This window comes from Polaromonas sp., from assembly GCF_018780625.1.
Taxonomy (GTDB): Bacteria; Pseudomonadota; Gammaproteobacteria; order Burkholderiales; family Burkholderiaceae_C; genus Polaromonas.
Genome location: NZ_JADMJK010000121.1, coordinates 38,738 through 52,749, shown reverse-complemented (window position 1 = coordinate 52,749; position 14,012 = coordinate 38,738). Strand labels below are relative to the sequence as shown.

Sequence of the window (14,012 nt, the reverse complement as noted above, 5' to 3'; positions counted from 1 at the left end):
CGCGCACCGACTCGGGCGGGCAAGCCAGCAACAGACGCGGCCATTGGGCGCGCTCATGCGTCACATCCAAGGGGGGTGAAGAAGGCCTCATGCGCGGGCTCCTTGTTTCAGAAAATTGATGGAGACATCTAGATAAGCAGATATCGGGAATCGGATTTGCATCGTCATCGCCGCCTTCAGATCAGCTTGGCGCGCAGGCGGGCCGAAAACTGGTCCAACACGAATACCGCAATGAAGATCGCCAGCAAAATGGTCGCGACATGCCCGTACTGGAACATGTCGAAGCGGCCCTTGAGTTCCTGACCGATACCGCCCGCGCCGACCAGGCCGATCACGGTGGCCATGCGCAGGTTGCGGTCCAGGATGTACAGGGAGTAAGCGATGTATTGCGGCAAGACCTGGGGAATGACGCCGTACCACAGCGTTTTGAGCTTGCCCGCGCCAATGGCTTCGAGCGCTTCCTGGGGTTTTTTGTCGGCGTTTTCGATGTCCTCGGCGTAGAACTTGCCCAGAAAACCCGCGGCATGCAGACCCAGCGCCAACACACCCGCGATGGGGCCAAAGCCGTAGGCCAGCACCAGAAACAGCGCGACGATCAGTTCCGGCGCCGAGCGCAGCAGGCTGATGCTTCCACGCGCCAGGGTGTAGGTGGTGCGATTGGGGCTGTAGTTGCGCGCCGCGTAATAGGCCAGCGGGACGGACAACAGCATCGACAGCAGGGTGCCCCAGATGGCAATCTCAAACGTCTCGACCATCTTGACGAACACCGTCCAGAGGTAGCCGACGGGTTGCACCAGGTACTCGATGCGTTCGGTCTCTGTCTCCATCTGCAGCGTTTGCGGGTTCAGCCGCTGCTCGGTGCGCTCCTGCACTTCGACGTGCGAGAACAAAGGCAGGCGGCTCTTGTCCAGCTCAGGCAGGCGAGCCACCTCCTCTTTCTCACCCATGACAGGCGGCCACATGGACTGCGCCACGCGCGACAGCCCGCGCACCACTTGCGAGTCGTCCGCCACACCGATGAGCTTGCCCACGGCTTGGGCGCTCATGACGACCATGCGGTCCATTTCGGTACGGTGGCCGGTGAAAAGAATGACCACCAGCAGGGCCAGGGCGATCAACACATGGCGTGCGGTGTACGGCGCGTCAAGCTGCCAATGCAGCGGGGTGCCCGGCGCGGGCACGGGAATGGGTTTGGTATTCATGATGTGTTCTCAGGCCAGGGCCGGCGCCATGGCGGGCTGCGCGTGCGCGGTGTCATCGGATTCGGTCACCTGAGCCGGTTGATCGTCCCATTGCGCGCCGTGGTACAGGGCCCGCACGCGCTCGTCGGTGAAGTCGGCGGGCGTGCCGTCAAACACCACCTGACCGTCGCGCATGCCCACGATGCGGTCGCCAAACTCGCGTGCCAGGTCAATCTGATGCAGGCTGCACAGCACCGTGGTGCCGCGCTCACGGGCGGCATCGCGGATCAGCGTCAGGATGTCGCGGGAAATTTTCGGGTCCAGGCTGGCCACGGGCTCGTCGGCGAGTACCACTTCAGGGTCGAGCATGAAAGCGCGGGCAATACCCACGCGCTGTTGTTGTCCGCCCGAGAGGTCCCCCGCCCTGCGCTGCAAATGGGCGGGCGACAGTCCCACGTTTTGCAGCAACTTGCAGGCTTTGGCCCGGTGCTCCGGCCGAAACCAGCCCAGCAGCGCACGCACCGTGGGCACCACCGGCAACAGGCCTGCCAGTACATTGCCCGCCACGCTCATGCGGTTGGTCAGGTTGAAGTGCTGGTGAATCATGGCGACGCGCTGGCGCAAGGCCCGTTCGCTTGCTGTGGACAAGGGCACGCCATCGATGGCGACGCTGCCTTGCGTGGGTTTCATCAAGCCGTTGACGGCGCGCAAGAGCGTGGATTTGCCCGCGCCAGAAGGGCCCAGAATGACGCAGAACTGACCGCGCGGGATCTCCAGCGAGACATTGGCCACCGCCTGAGTGCCGTCAGGCCAGACTTTGGAAAGAGAGTTGAAGCGGATCATGACCGTCCTAATCAGTTGGGGACAGGGCTTGCTCAGCGCCTGAAGCGCGGGCTGTCCCACAAAGTTTCATGAAGTACCGTGCGGGGACCAGGCCCCGCACGGTCGAGTTGCGAAAACGGGGCTTTAGCGCGTGCTGGCTTTTTTCATGATGTCGGTCTTGACCTGGTCGGTCACCAGGTCAAACATCTTGCCCGCGTTGGCCATGTCCTGCTCGCTGACCTTGGCGGTGTAGCCGTCAACCTTGCCGCCACCGTAACCACGAATCTGGTCCTTGGTGATGCCGGGCAATTTGTCCACATTGTTGAAGGCGTCGCGCAGCTTGGCCTTGATGGCGTCAGACACTTTGGGGTGAATGGCAATCGGCGGATAGGGAATGGGCGCGCTCTTGACCACCACCTTGACTTTGGACGGGTCGATGGCTTTGGCGTTGACGGCTTTCTCGAAGGAGTCGAACGAGGCGCCGCCCGCGTCCACCAGCCCTTCGGCCAGTGCCTTGATCACGTTGGCGTGGCTGCCCGCCATGTTGATGCTGCCGGCATCGCGCGCCGGGCTCACGCCTGCGGCCATCATCATGGCCACCGGCACGTTGAAACTGGAGGTGGAGTTGACATCGCCCAACGCAATCTTTTTGCCCTTCAGGTCGGCCATGCTGTTGATGCCCGCGTCAGTGCGCGCGAAGATGCCCGAGTAATAAACCGACTCGCCGTGGCGCACGGCCAGCGCCAGCAATTCGGCGCAACCCCGGCCCCTGGCCTGCAGGTAGCTGGCCGGGCCGTACCAGGCAATGTCCGCCGCACCGCTGCACATGGCTTCCACCACCGTGCCATAGCTTTGCCCCACTTTGATGTCGAAGTGCAGACCGGTGGACTGGCCAATGGCCGAGAAAACGGGCTGAAAATCTTTTTTGGTGCCGTCTTCGGTGCCGCCGTCAGCGGGCACCAGGATGACACGCAGCGGCTTGGCCGCGCTGCCATCGTGTTGCGCTTGTGCGAAGGCGGCCAGCGGGGCGAGCGTGGCAGCGGCCAGGCCAAGGGCCAGAAGGGCGCGGCGTTGGAACAGTTTCGGATACATTTAAGAAGCTCCTGCAGGGTTGAAAAACGAGGTTGATAGACTGGTCAGTCACGGGTTGATGCGCAGTTGGATCCGGTCGGCGCGAAACCGGGTGATGGCGTATTCGACCGGGGTTCCATCCCGGTCGTCTACATTCACACTCTTCACCCGCAGCACCGGCCGGTTCTGCGGCATGCCCAGCAACTTTGCGTCATCTCCCTGCGGGAGCACCGCTGTCACCAGGCTTTCTGTTCTTCGCAATGGGCAGCCGTACGTGGCGGTCAGAAACCGGTGCAGCGACTCACCGGTGTAGCGTGTATCGAGGTCGGCAAAGCGCTTTGCCGGGATGAAATGCGAGATCACGCACAGTGGCCGATCAGCCGCAGTGCGCAAAGTTTCAATCCAAAACACCCTATCGCCAACATTCAACTCAAGGCGTTGCGCCACGCGTTCTGTAGCGGCCAGTGTCTGTAAGCACAAGATGCGATTTTCCGGTTGTAGTCCGAGCGCTGCAAGGTTCTCCGTGAACCGCGTACCAGCACCGATCTGATAGTCAATCTGACTGTCCAGCACAAACACACCACGTCCGTGTCGGCGCTCCAGCAGGCCGGATTCCACCAACTCATCTATGGCGCGTCGCAACGTGTGGCGATTGACGCCGAATCGCACAGCAAGAAGGCCCTCCGCCGGGAGGCAATCTCCGGGCCCATAGGCTGTGGCAACTTCTTGCTCCAGTTGGCGGGCAATTTGCGCGTAAAGCGCTTCTCCGTTTTCTCTGCTGACTGCGTAAAGACTCATATGTAGTTATCTATACAAGTGGTTGTGCAGTAAGCGTAACCAGCCTATGTGTCATCTTCATGACGGCGCAGACTCAAACAAAAAAAGCGTGATTTTTTGTTGATGAGAAGTGTGGTCTTTGAGTGAAGATCACTTGACGTGATCCGCGTAGAGTGAAGCGCCCCCTCGGCGGTGCGCCCCAGCGCCTGGCAAGCGCCGCAGTGGTGTCAGACAAGAACGTTCAGGGCGAATAAATTACAGGTGTTTTGCGGACTCTTGCTGCCAGGGCGCCGGTTAGCGGGCGGTCTGCATGCGCACCCGGCGTGCGGCTTCCTCGGCGCTGGCATCGTCAATCTCGCGCAGCACGCCGCCCACGTCCACCGGGCCGGTCTTGCGCTCAAAGCGGCCCGTCAGCACCGTGTCGGGGTAGAGCACGCCGCGCTGGTACAGGTCCCAGATCTCGTTGCCGTAGTCGACCCTGAGCAGATCGGGCGCAAAGCCGCCAAAGAAGTTGCGTAAATTGGCCACGTCGCGCAGCAGCATGCGGCTGGCGTGGTTGTTGCCGGCGGCGTCCACCGCCTGCGGCAGGTCGATGATGACCGGGCCATCTTCGGCCAGCAAGATGTTGAACTCCGACAAATCGCCATGCACCACGCCGGCACACAGCATGCGCACCACCTCGGTCAGCAGCGTGGCGTGGTGGATGCGCGCCTGCTCGGGCGTGAAGGCCACGTCGTTCAGGCGCGGGGCGGCGTCGCCGTGCGCGTCGGTCACCAGTTCCATCAGCAGCACGCCGTCGCAAAAGTTGTAGGGCTTGGGCACGCGCACGCCGGCATCGGCCAGCCGGTAGAGCGCGTCAACCTCGGCGCTTTGCCAGGCGGCCTCGCTGGCTTCCCGGCCAAATTTGGTGCCCTTGGCCATGGCCCTGGCCTGGCGGGTGTTTTTCACCTTGCGATTTTCGGTGTAGTCCACCGCCTGGCGAAAGCTGCGTTCGTTGGCTTCTTTATAGACCTTGGCGCAGCGGGTCTCATCGCCGCAGCGCACCACGTAGACCATGGCTTCCTTGCCGCTCATCAGCTGGCGTACCACGCTGTCGATCAGGCCTTCTTCGATCAGGGATTGCAGTCGCTTGGGTGATTTCATGGGCGCCATTGTGCACCGCATGCCGGCTGGCAAGCGCATGAATCCATAAAAACCATCCGTGTGGATGGTGCTAAGATGGCAAACATGGAATCACGCAGAACTCCTTCCCTCGCACCCGCCAAGCCGGTCGACGAAAAAATCACCATCAACCTCGGTTATGTGGACCTGGGCCAGATCGACCTGCTGGTGCAGGAAGGCTTTTATGCCAACCGGACCGACCTGATCCGCACCGCCATCCGCAGCCACCTGGCGGCCCATGCCGAAGTGGTCAAGCAGGTGGTGGCCCGCAAAATGCTAGTGCTGGGTATCCAGCATTTCAGCGCCGACGATCTGCGCGCCGTGCAGGCCGCCGGCGAATCGTTGCAAATTCGCGTGCTCGGCCTGGCCAGCATTGCCCCCGACGTCAGCCCCGAACTGGCGCTGGCCAGCATTGACTCGCTGGTAGTGCTGGGCGCGCTGCACGCCAGCCCGGCCGTCAAGGCCGCGCTGGCCGGCCGCATCCGTTAAGTTTTTTACAGACCGCACCCCAAAGGAATTCCATGACCCCCACTTTCCAACGCATCATGGCCGAAGTCACGCGCTTGACGCGCGCCGGCAAGCTCAAAGAAGCCACGGCGGCCATCAAGTCGGCACTGGTCGGCGGTCGCGTACCCGCGAACGCCCCGCACGCCAACGTGGTGGACGTGCCGGCACGCACCGTGCCGCAGGGCACCCAGGCGCCCGCCGCCAGCCAGTTCACCAGCGCCAGCCACGCCGAAGCGGCCGGCATGCGCAAGTACAAGCTCTACGTGCCGCCACGCGCTGGCGCCAAGGCGCTGCCGCTGGTCGTGATGCTGCACGGCTGCACGCAAAACCCCGACGATTTTGCCGCCGGCACGCGCATGAACGAGCTGGCGCTGGAGCGCGACTTTGTGGTGCTCTACCCGGCGCAGGGGCAAACTGCCAATGTCTCGCGTTGCTGGAACTGGTTCAAGCACAACCACCAGCAGCGCGGCCGCGGCGAGCCGCTGATTCTGGCCGGCATGACGCAGGCCGTGATGCGCCAGCACAACATCGACCCGCAGCGCGTCTACGTGGCCGGGCTGTCTGCCGGCGGCGCCATGGCGGCCATCCTGGGCGACACCTACCCCGACCTGTTTGCCGCCGTGGGCGTGCATTCGGGCCTGGCCACCGGTTCGGCCACCAATGTTCAGGGCGCCCTCAGCGCCATGAAAAGCGGCGGCACGGCCAGCGCCACCAGCGGGCAGACGCCGCCCACCATCGTGTTTCATGGCGACCAGGACACGACCGTCCACCCGGTCAATGGCGAGCAAGCGGTGGCCGCCCGCGCCGGCACGACCGAGCCCGAGCAGGAACAAGGCCGCAGCGACAACGGCCACGCCTACACCCGGCGCATCTACCGGGAAGCCGGCGGCAACGTGCAGGCCGAGCACTGGACCGTGCACGGCGCCGGCCATGCCTGGTCGGGCGGCAGCGCAAGGGGCTCCTACACCGACGCCAAAGGGCCGGACGCGAGCGAGGAGATGCTGCGCTTTTTCTGGGCCCACAAGCTGCACACCACGCACTGAGCGCAGGCCCGGAAAAGCAGCGCCTGGTCAGTCGGGCCGCTGCAGCCAATGCGCCTTGGCCGGCACGGTTTTCCAGTATTCATGGTCCGAAAGCGGCGCCTGCTGGCGCGTGATGGGGCGCCAGCCCGGGGCGTGGGCCAGTCCGGCGTTCAGCGCGATGTAGGGCTGCTGTGCCGCATCGGCTTCGGTGGCGTTGACGATGGCCTGGACCGGGCACTGCGGCACGCAGAGCGAGCAGTCAATGCAGCCGTCCGGGTCGATGACCAGAAAGTTGGGCCCCTCGACAAAGCAGTCCATCGGACAAACTTCGACGCAGTCGGTGTATTTGCACTGGATGCAGGGCTCGGTGACGATAAAGGGCATGGCGGATGCGGGAGGCGTGGGTGCCGTTGTGCAGCGGGGAGATAAAAAGAGCCTGTCAGCGCAGGCTGCTGGCCTGCGGGCAGAAAGCGGTGCTGAAAAGCGCCGCGTGGGATGCCGAACGCCGGCGCCGCCTACCCTTGCCTGGCGCGCTGGTACAGCCCCTGCACCTTGGGCACGTTGCGCTGCAGCTGATCAATGCGGTCGGGCCCCGATGGGTGGGTCGACAAAAAGCTCGGCCCGCTGGCGCCGCCGCCGGCCTGGGCCATTTTTTCCCACAGGCTGACTGCGGCCTGCGGCTGGTAGCCGCCGCGCGCGGCCAGTTCCAGCCCGACCAGGTCGGCATCGGTTTCGTCGTCGCGGCTAAAGCGCAGCGTGAGCAACTGCGTGCCAACGCTGGCGGCCATGTCCCCCAGCGAGCCCAGGCCCAGCAACTGCGCGCCCAGCGACAGCAAGGTGCCGGTGCCCTGGCTTTTGGCAATGCGCGCGCGGGCATGCTCGCGCAGCGCGTGGGCCATTTCGTGGCCCATGATCATGGCCGTTTCGTCGTCGCTCAGCTTGAGCTGGTCCAGAATGCCGGTGTAAAAAGCAATCTTGCCGCCCGGCATGCAAAACGCGTTGACCTGCTTGCTGCTGATCAGGTTGACGTCCCAGCGCCATTGCCGCGCGCGGTCGTTCCACTGCGCGGCCTGCGGCACCAGCCGCTTGGCAATGGCGCGCAGCCGCTGCAGTTGCGGGCTGCTGGACGGCGCCAGCACGCCCTTGTTTTTGGCCTCCGCCAGCAATTCGGCATATTGCTGCGTGGCCGCGCCTTCCAGCTCGTCGGCCGGCACCAGGTTGCGCAGCCCCGAAGACCCGCCCACGTTGACCTGCGCCTGCAGCGGCATGGTCGCGGCGGTAGCGGCAGCCCCGGCAGCGGTCAAAAGAAAAGCCCGGCGACCTGGCCAGGCGGCATGTTTAGCGTCACATAAAAAGCACATGCGTGAATAATAGTCACAAACCGAAAACCCCATGTCAGACAAAACCACCGCTTCTCCTATTCCCCTCGCCGCGCCCGTCAAAGCCAAAACCGCCTGGCGCGACGTCTGGCGCGTCTACACCGAAGCGGCCACCTTTCGCATGCTGCTGCTGGGCTTTTCAGCCGGGCTGCCGCTGCTGCTGGTGTTTGGCACGCTCAGTTTCTGGCTGCGCGAAGCGGGCATTGACCGCACCACCATTGGCTACCTGAGCTGGGTCGGCTTGGCCTACGGCTTCAAATGGGCCTGGGCGCCGCTGGTCGACCGCTTGCCGATTCCCCTGCTCACGCGCTGGCTCGGGCGGCGGCGCAGCTGGCTGCTGCTGTCGCAGCTCATCATCGTGACGGCACTGGTGGCCATGGCCCTGACCGACCCCAGTGTGGCGCTGCAGCCGGTGGTGTGGTGCGCGCTGGCCGTGGCCATCGGCTCGGCCACGCAAGACATCGCGCTGGACGCCTACCGCATCGAGTCGGCCGATGTGGAGCGCCAGGCGGCGCTGGCAGCAAGCTACCAGACCGGCTACCGCATCGCCATGATCTGGGCCGGCGCCGGCGCACTGTGGATTGCCGCGCGGGCTGAAGTGACAGGCGGCGCGGTCTACCAGCATGGCGCCTGGCAGGCGGCCTACCTGGTGATGGCCGCGTCGATGCTGCTGGGCGTGGCCACCGTGCTGTTGTCCCCCGAGCCGCTGCGCCGCGAACTGCCGCCCAGCAAAAACGCGGCCGACTGGCTCAAGGGCGCGCTGATCGAGCCGTTTGCCGACTTCCTGCGCCGCTACGGCAAGCAGGCGCTGCTGATCCTGGCGCTGATCGCGGTCTACCGCATCAGCGACGTGGTGATGGGCATCATGGCCAACCCGTTTTATGTGGACATGGGCTACACCAAGGACGAAGTAGCCAGCGTGACCAAGGTCTTTGGCGTCATCATGACGCTGGTGGGTGCCTTTGTGGGCGGCGCGCTGGCCATGCGCTTTGGCGTGATGCGCGTGCTGATGCTGGGCGCCGTGCTCAGCGCGGGCAGCAACCTGCTGTTTGCCTGGCTGGGCTCGCGCGGCCACGATGTGAACGCGCTGATCGTGGTGATTTCGGCCGACAACCTGTCCAGCGGCATCGCGTCGGCGGCCTTCATTGGCTACCTGTCGGGCCTGACCAACGTCAACTATTCGGCCACCCAGTACGCGCTGTTCAGCTCCATGATGCTGCTGCTGCCCAAGTTTTTGGCGGGCTATTCGGGCCAGTACGTGGACGCGTTTGGCTACAGCCACTTTTTCACGGCAACTGCGCTGCTCGGTGTGCCGGTGCTGCTGCTGGTGTGGCTGGCTTCGCGGTCCAATACGATTCAAGCCAAATAAATACGGCCACAGTTAGCTATATTTTTTATAGCTATCCGCAAACCCCGGATGGCCGGATCAAGCGTGTATGCTGCACGCTTGGCTGCGCTTTTTACCGCAACTTTACGGATGCTTCAAGCCCGATTGTTGCGCGGCGCGCACCATGGATTTCATTGTGATTGAACCGAAGGGACAGCCCCTGCAACCCAGGAAAAAGCCATGACCCAACAGCTTTTGATGATTGAGGACGACACCCGCCTGGCCACCATGGTGGGGGAATACCTGCGCCAGTCGGGGTATGGCTTTACCCACGCCGCCGATGCGGCCAGCGGCCTGGCCGCGCTTGAAGCCAGCCCCGCCGACCTGGTGATCCTGGACCTGATGCTGCCCGACATGGACGGGCTGGAGGTGTGCCGCCGCATCAAGGGCAACCCCAGCAGCCAGCTGGCGCGCACCGCCGTGCTGATGCTGACGGCCAAGGGCGACCCGATGGACCGCATCGTGGGCCTGGAAGTGGGCGCCGACGACTACCTGCCCAAACCGTTTGAGCCGCGCGAGTTGCTGGCCCGCATTCGGGCCGTGCTGCGCCGGGGCGGCGACACCAGCGACGCCGTTGCCACGGGCGGCCACAAGGTGATGCGCTTCGGCTCGCTTGAAATCGACCGCGACGCGCGCAGCGTCACGGTGGCGGGCAAGCTGTGCGAGCTGACGTCCTACCAGTTCGACCTGCTGGCGGCGCTGGCCGAGCGCGCCGGCCGGGTGCTCAGCCGCGACCAGATCATGGAAGCCGTGCGCGGGCGCGAACTTGAAGCATTTGACCGCTCCATCGACGTGCACATGGGCCGCATCCGCAGTGCCATCGAGCTCGACGCCAAAGACCCCAAGCGCATTTTGACGGTGCGCGGCGTCGGCTACGTCTTTGCCAAGCAGCAAGACTGAGCACAGCGTGCGCTCCCGCATGTGGTCCCGCTTCACCTCGCACCTGTACGTGCGCATCTGGCTGGCCGTGGTGGCCACGGTGGCGGTGCTGACGTTTCTGGTCGGCGCGGCCTGGCATTTCAGCGCCGACCCGCCACAGCTGCCGATACGCGAAGTGCTGGTGCGCAACGCCGCCGGCGAGCTCATTGGCCGCGCGCAAACCAGCCCCGACCGCAAGCGCGGCGACAACATTGAATTTGACATCATCACCACCGACGGCCAGACCCTGAACCTGCTGATGCCCCGGCCCGCACGCCCGCCCGGCAGCGCGCCCGGCCGGCCGCCGCTGGGCTTTGGTTTTGGCTGGATGCTGGGCCTGGTCGGGCTGGCCGTGGCGCTGGGCGCCTACCCCGTGATGCGGCGCCTGACGCTGCGGCTCGAAGCCCTGCAGCGCGGCGTCGAGCGCTGGGGCGCGGGCGATTTGTCGGCGCGCATCAACACCGAAGGGCACGACGAAGTCGCCTTTCTGGCCCGCCGCTTCAACCACGCGGCCGAGCGCATCGAAACCCTGATGGACTCGCACAAGTCGCTGCTGGCCAACGCCTCCCACGAGCTGCGCTCGCCGCTGGCGCGCATCCGCATGGGGCTGGAGTTGATGGATCAAGAGGCCCCCACGCTTGTCGCTTCGCGTACTACGCTGCCCCCCGAGGGGGCTGAACTTGCTTGGGGCGGCCCGGCGCAGCGTTCCCTTCGGAAAGCTGAGATTTCCCGGAGCATCAACGAACTCGACCAGCTGATCGACGAAATCCTGCTGGCCAGCCGGCTGGATACGAAGCAGGCCGATGCCGAGCCGTTTGAAACCCTGGACCTGACCGGGCTGGCCGCCGAGGAATGCGCGCGCGTGAACGCCGACCTGAACGCCGAGCTGCCCGGCGGCCACAGCCTGGTGGTGCAGGGCTCGCCCCGGCTGCTGCGCAGGCTGATCCGCAACCTGCTGGAAAACGCCAGGCGCTACGGGCGCGGCGACATCAGCCTGGAACTGGCGCACATGGACGCGGGCGGCAAGCCGTCTGCCGTGATCCGGGTGCTGGACCGCGGCCCAGGCGTTCCCGCCGACAAGCGCGAGCGCATCTTTGAGCCGTTTTACCGCCTGCCCGGCGCCAGCGAACGCGAAGGCGGTGTGGGCCTGGGCCTGTCACTGGTCAAGTCCATCAGCGAGCGCCACGGCGGCTCGGTCCGTTGCGAAGACCGCCCCGGCGGCGGCGCCGCCTTCATCGTCGAATTGCCCCTGACCGCGCACAACACTTGAGATATATCAAGGGGCCCTGCGGTTGCCCTCAAAGAACCCGCCGATCTCCTCTACTTGCGGGATGGTCAGCGCCCCTGCCTTGCGCGACATTACATTCGTTGCTGTCACAACAATCGAGGCTTGAGGGGAAAAAATGGACACGTTGAAGAACCACCCCGGTGGTTCTTCAACGAAGTTCATGAATTCAGGAGGACTTTCAGAAAGCTGCCGCAAGGCGGCTTTTTTTTGGCTGCGCCTCGAGTTCAGCGGTTCCGCGCCAAGTCCAACAGCAAGTCTTGGCGGTGAGCGTGTTAACTTTTCCATTGATCACGGCAACCTGCGACGCCATCGCCGGACTGGTTACCGCGATTGCTTTTTGCATTTTTCGACTGAAATCTAGTTTGGATTACTGCCGGCCAGCGCTCGCAAGGGCTGACTCAAGACGGCAGCGCCAACAAGCGCAAGCGGCAGCGGCTACCGCAATGCGAAGCAACGGGAAACAGCGTTAATGTGCATGCTCGCCATGGCTCTGAGCGTTGGACTGCGTCTTGCTGCTTGCCACATTGACCATCCCCTTCATGCCTGCGTCAAAGTGGCCAGGCTGAAGGCAAGCGAAATCGACCTTGCCTGCCTTGGTGAACTGCCAGATGATTTCGCCGCTTTTGCCCGGCGCCACCGTGACCATGTTTTCGTCTGCGTGTTCCATCTCAGGATTTTTCTTCATCACCTCGTAGTGCTCCTTAAGCTCCTTTGCGGTCCCCAGCACCATTTCGTGCTTGACCTTACCGGAATTCTTGGCGACAAAACGGATTGTTTCGCCTTGCTTGACGGCGATTTTTGAAGTGTGGAAGCGCATATCGTCGGTCATGTCGACGTTCACGGTGCGCGTCACATTGGAGGCAACGCCGGGTTTTCCGATCTCCTCGACGCTGCCATGGCCGCCTGCGTGGTTACCTGCGGCCATGACCGTAATGGCCAGAAAAATACCGGGAATTGCGATCAGGATGTTGCGTGATTTCATGAAATACCTTTCAAGGGTGGTTGGTTAAAAACTGACTCAATGCTTCATCGTGCCCATGACGGCCTTGCGGATCTGAACTTCGACTTCTTTCATCGGCATGTTCTGCGCTTTCATCGATTGACCGCCTTCGGCTGCAAAGCGTGCCGGATTGGGCAGGGCGCCTGTCCATTCATAAGCCACTTCACCTGCCGGATGCTTGAACCAGCCCGGATCTTTGTAGTCACCGGCTTTCTGGTCACGACGCACCTTGACGACGGAGAACATGCCGCCCATTTCGACCGAGCCGAATGGCCCCTCGCCGGTCATCATCCTTTCGGCGTTGTCCGGCAAAGGCATTTCCATCTCGGCCATGTCGGCCATGCCGCGCTCGCCCATCACCATGTAGTCGGGTATCAGACTGGTAATTTCCTTGGCCACTTTTCGGTGATCGACGCCAATCAGGGTGGGCACGTCGTGACCTATGGCGTTCATGGTGTGGTGGCTTTTGTGGCAATGAAAAGCCCAGTCGCCTTCTTCGTCGGCCAGGAACTCAATTTGCCGCATCTGGCCCACGGCGACATCGGTCGTTACCTCGGGCCAGCGGGTCGATTTGGGCATGGGGCCGCCGTCCGTGCCGGTCACCAAAAACCCATGCCCATGCAAGTGCATGCTGGTATGTCCCGGCAGCCTGTTGATCACAAAGATGCGCACCCGGTCACCTTCAACCACTTCAATGGTGGATCCCGGTGACTGGCCGTTGTAGCCCCACAAGTGGGCCTTGCAGCCGGGCGACATTTCGCGCACCACCGGTTCGGCCACCAGGTGGAATTCCTTCACGCCGTTGTTCATGCGCCAGGGAAGCGTCCAGCCGTTGAGCGTGACCACCGGGTTGTAGGGGCGGCCCGTGTTGGGCACCAGCGGTGCCATGGTGTCGGGCATGCTCTGGAACACCGGCTCAGGCAACGCGGCCATGGCAACTTTTCTGACGCACGGGCAGCAGAGCGATCATAAAGTTGAGGAAAAAGTGGCGCATAGGATGGTCGGATTCGGGACTGTACACATAGCAAACATTTACTACAGCGAAGCCCAAGCCAAAATACCGAGTGAACTAAGTTCTAGCGCCTCATGTGTGCCTGCATGGCATTGGAAAGTCTGGCAACCTCATCACCGTTCATGGCAATTGATTTGCCATCCGTGGTTTCCATCATTTTTCCTTCGCGCATGCGGTAGGGGCGCCCGAATTTATTTTCCATTGCCATCTTGCCGTCTTTGAACAGGTGCACTGTCGAGCCATCTTTAGGTTCTACAGACTTTTCAATGCCCCCTTGATCGACTGCAAAGGCCGACAGACTTGAAAAAATGAGACCGAGTCCAACGATGGATTTGAGAAAGGACATGATAAAAATCTTTCTTGGTGCTTTGTAATAGGCCCAAGGAAATCTACCAAGCCTGTGATGCCAGCCTTTGCATCACTGATGGAAATGTAGAGGACGGGGTCAGACAGTTGCCTGACCGGAACATTACGATTTTGATATATT

Annotated in this window: 15 protein-coding genes and 1 pseudogene; 5 read left to right on the top strand and 11 right to left on the bottom strand. The window is 63.0% G+C overall.

Going from position 1 to position 14,012, the window contains the following annotated elements; all coding sequences use genetic code 11:
* Positions 1-176: 176 nt before the first annotated feature.
* From phnE to IV091_RS10815, 5 genes are all read right to left on the bottom strand, one after another.
* Positions 177-1,202 (bottom strand): phosphonate ABC transporter, permease protein PhnE, encoded by a 1,026-nt coding sequence (gene phnE, locus IV091_RS10835; RefSeq protein WP_293468530.1) that lies wholly within the window; start codon positions 1,200-1,202, stop codon positions 177-179.
* 9 nt (positions 1,203-1,211) lie between these two features.
* Positions 1,212-2,024, bottom strand: coding sequence for a phosphonate ABC transporter ATP-binding protein (phnC, locus tag IV091_RS10830; protein ID WP_293468528.1), 813 nt, complete (start codon positions 2,022-2,024; stop codon positions 1,212-1,214).
* Positions 2,025-2,147: 123 nt separating this feature from the next.
* A complete protein-coding gene (locus IV091_RS10825) occupies positions 2,148-3,095 on the bottom strand; it encodes a phosphate/phosphite/phosphonate ABC transporter substrate-binding protein (protein ID WP_293468526.1) in 948 nt (315 codons plus the stop codon).
* Between the two features lie 48 nt (positions 3,096-3,143).
* Positions 3,144-3,872 (bottom strand): phosphonate metabolism transcriptional regulator PhnF, encoded by a 729-nt coding sequence (gene phnF, locus IV091_RS10820; RefSeq protein WP_293468525.1) that lies wholly within the window; start codon positions 3,870-3,872, stop codon positions 3,144-3,146.
* Between the two features lie 273 nt (positions 3,873-4,145).
* The gene (locus tag IV091_RS10815; protein WP_293468523.1) at positions 4,146-4,994 is read right to left on the bottom strand and encodes a PA4780 family RIO1-like protein kinase; all 849 of its coding nucleotides are present in this window, start codon (positions 4,992-4,994) and stop codon (positions 4,146-4,148) included.
* An 84-nt stretch (positions 4,995-5,078) separates the two neighbouring features.
* On the opposite strand from IV091_RS10815, the gene IV091_RS10810 reads away from it, so the two are divergent.
* Positions 5,079-5,501 (top strand): CopG family transcriptional regulator, encoded by a 423-nt coding sequence (locus IV091_RS10810; RefSeq protein ID WP_293468521.1) that lies wholly within the window; start codon positions 5,079-5,081, stop codon positions 5,499-5,501.
* Between the two features lie 32 nt (positions 5,502-5,533).
* Entirely contained in the window at positions 5,534-6,562 is a 1,029-nt protein-coding gene (locus tag IV091_RS10805; RefSeq protein WP_293468519.1) for a PHB depolymerase family esterase, read from the top strand.
* Positions 6,563-6,589: 27 nt separating this feature from the next.
* Here the strand turns inward: IV091_RS10805 and fdxA are convergent, their stop codons facing one another.
* Both fdxA and IV091_RS10795 read right to left on the bottom strand, forming a co-directional pair.
* The gene (gene fdxA, locus IV091_RS10800) at positions 6,590-6,925 is read right to left on the bottom strand and encodes a ferredoxin FdxA (RefSeq protein WP_293468517.1); all 336 of its coding nucleotides are present in this window, start codon (positions 6,923-6,925) and stop codon (positions 6,590-6,592) included.
* Positions 6,926-7,056: 131 nt separating this feature from the next.
* Positions 7,057-7,902: a M48 family metallopeptidase gene (locus IV091_RS10795; protein WP_293468515.1), complete on the bottom strand. Its 846-nt coding sequence runs from the start codon at positions 7,900-7,902 to the stop codon at positions 7,057-7,059.
* A 31-nt stretch (positions 7,903-7,933) separates the two neighbouring features.
* On the opposite strand from IV091_RS10795, the gene IV091_RS10790 reads away from it, so the two are divergent.
* From IV091_RS10790 to IV091_RS10780, 3 genes are all read left to right on the top strand, one after another.
* Positions 7,934-9,289, top strand: a complete 1,356-nt coding sequence (locus IV091_RS10790; RefSeq protein ID WP_293468513.1) for an AmpG family muropeptide MFS transporter — start codon at positions 7,934-7,936, stop codon at positions 9,287-9,289.
* 198 nt (positions 9,290-9,487) lie between these two features.
* Positions 9,488-10,207 carry a response regulator transcription factor gene (locus IV091_RS10785; protein ID WP_293468511.1) on the top strand — a complete coding sequence of 240 codons (720 nt, stop codon included), beginning with the start codon at positions 9,488-9,490 and terminating at the stop codon, positions 10,205-10,207.
* Positions 10,208-10,226: 19 nt separating this feature from the next.
* Complete coding sequence (locus tag IV091_RS10780; RefSeq protein ID WP_293468580.1) at positions 10,227-11,495, top strand: ATP-binding protein; 1,269 nt, start codon at positions 10,227-10,229, stop codon at positions 11,493-11,495.
* A gap of 6 nt (positions 11,496-11,501) precedes the next feature.
* Here the strand turns inward: IV091_RS10780 and IV091_RS10775 are convergent, their stop codons facing one another.
* The 4 genes and pseudogenes from IV091_RS10775 to IV091_RS10760 form a co-directional block, all read right to left on the bottom strand.
* A complete protein-coding gene (locus tag IV091_RS10775; protein WP_293468509.1) occupies positions 11,502-11,798 on the bottom strand; it encodes a hypothetical protein in 297 nt (98 codons plus the stop codon).
* 181 nt (positions 11,799-11,979) lie between these two features.
* Positions 11,980-12,495 (bottom strand): cupredoxin family protein, encoded by a 516-nt coding sequence (locus IV091_RS10770; protein WP_293468507.1) that lies wholly within the window; start codon positions 12,493-12,495, stop codon positions 11,980-11,982.
* 36 nt (positions 12,496-12,531) lie between these two features.
* Positions 12,532-13,455 (bottom strand): annotated as a pseudogene (locus tag IV091_RS10765) (multicopper oxidase domain-containing protein); the annotation flags it as partial.
* Positions 13,456-13,589: 134 nt separating this feature from the next.
* Positions 13,590-13,871, bottom strand: a complete 282-nt coding sequence (locus IV091_RS10760; RefSeq protein WP_293468505.1) for a CopK family periplasmic copper-binding protein — start codon at positions 13,869-13,871, stop codon at positions 13,590-13,592.
* Positions 13,872-14,012 lie beyond the last annotated feature (141 nt).

Bases quoted from the DNA above. Each gene is read 5' to 3' on its own strand.
- IV091_RS10770 (WP_293468507.1), bottom strand. From the start codon at position 12,495: ATGAAATCACGCAACATCCTGATCGCAATTCCCGGTATTTTTCTGGCC.
- phnC (WP_293468528.1), bottom strand. From the start codon at position 2,024: ATGATCCGCTTCAACTCTCTTTCCAAAGTCTGGCCTGACGGCACTCAG.
- fdxA (WP_293468517.1), bottom strand. From the start codon at position 6,925: ATGCCCTTTATCGTCACCGAGCCCTGCATCCAGTGCAAATACACCGAC.
- IV091_RS10775 (WP_293468509.1), bottom strand. From the start codon at position 11,798: ATGGAAAAGTTAACACGCTCACCGCCAAGACTTGCTGTTGGACTTGGC.
- IV091_RS10790 (WP_293468513.1), top strand. From the start codon at position 7,934: ATGTCAGACAAAACCACCGCTTCTCCTATTCCCCTCGCCGCGCCCGTC.
- phnE (WP_293468530.1), bottom strand. From the start codon at position 1,202: ATGAATACCAAACCCATTCCCGTGCCCGCGCCGGGCACCCCGCTGCAT.
- IV091_RS10795 (WP_293468515.1), bottom strand. From the start codon at position 7,902: ATGTGCTTTTTATGTGACGCTAAACATGCCGCCTGGCCAGGTCGCCGG.
- IV091_RS10810 (WP_293468521.1), top strand. From the start codon at position 5,079: ATGGAATCACGCAGAACTCCTTCCCTCGCACCCGCCAAGCCGGTCGAC.
- IV091_RS10780 (WP_293468580.1), top strand. From the start codon at position 10,227: ATGTGGTCCCGCTTCACCTCGCACCTGTACGTGCGCATCTGGCTGGCC.
- IV091_RS10805 (WP_293468519.1), top strand. From the start codon at position 5,534: ATGACCCCCACTTTCCAACGCATCATGGCCGAAGTCACGCGCTTGACG.
- IV091_RS10825 (WP_293468526.1), bottom strand. From the start codon at position 3,095: ATGTATCCGAAACTGTTCCAACGCCGCGCCCTTCTGGCCCTTGGCCTG.
- IV091_RS10815 (WP_293468523.1), bottom strand. From the start codon at position 4,994: ATGAAATCACCCAAGCGACTGCAATCCCTGATCGAAGAAGGCCTGATC.
- IV091_RS10785 (WP_293468511.1), top strand. From the start codon at position 9,488: ATGACCCAACAGCTTTTGATGATTGAGGACGACACCCGCCTGGCCACC.
- IV091_RS10760 (WP_293468505.1), bottom strand. From the start codon at position 13,871: ATGTCCTTTCTCAAATCCATCGTTGGACTCGGTCTCATTTTTTCAAGT.
- phnF (WP_293468525.1), bottom strand. From the start codon at position 3,872: ATGAGTCTTTACGCAGTCAGCAGAGAAAACGGAGAAGCGCTTTACGCG.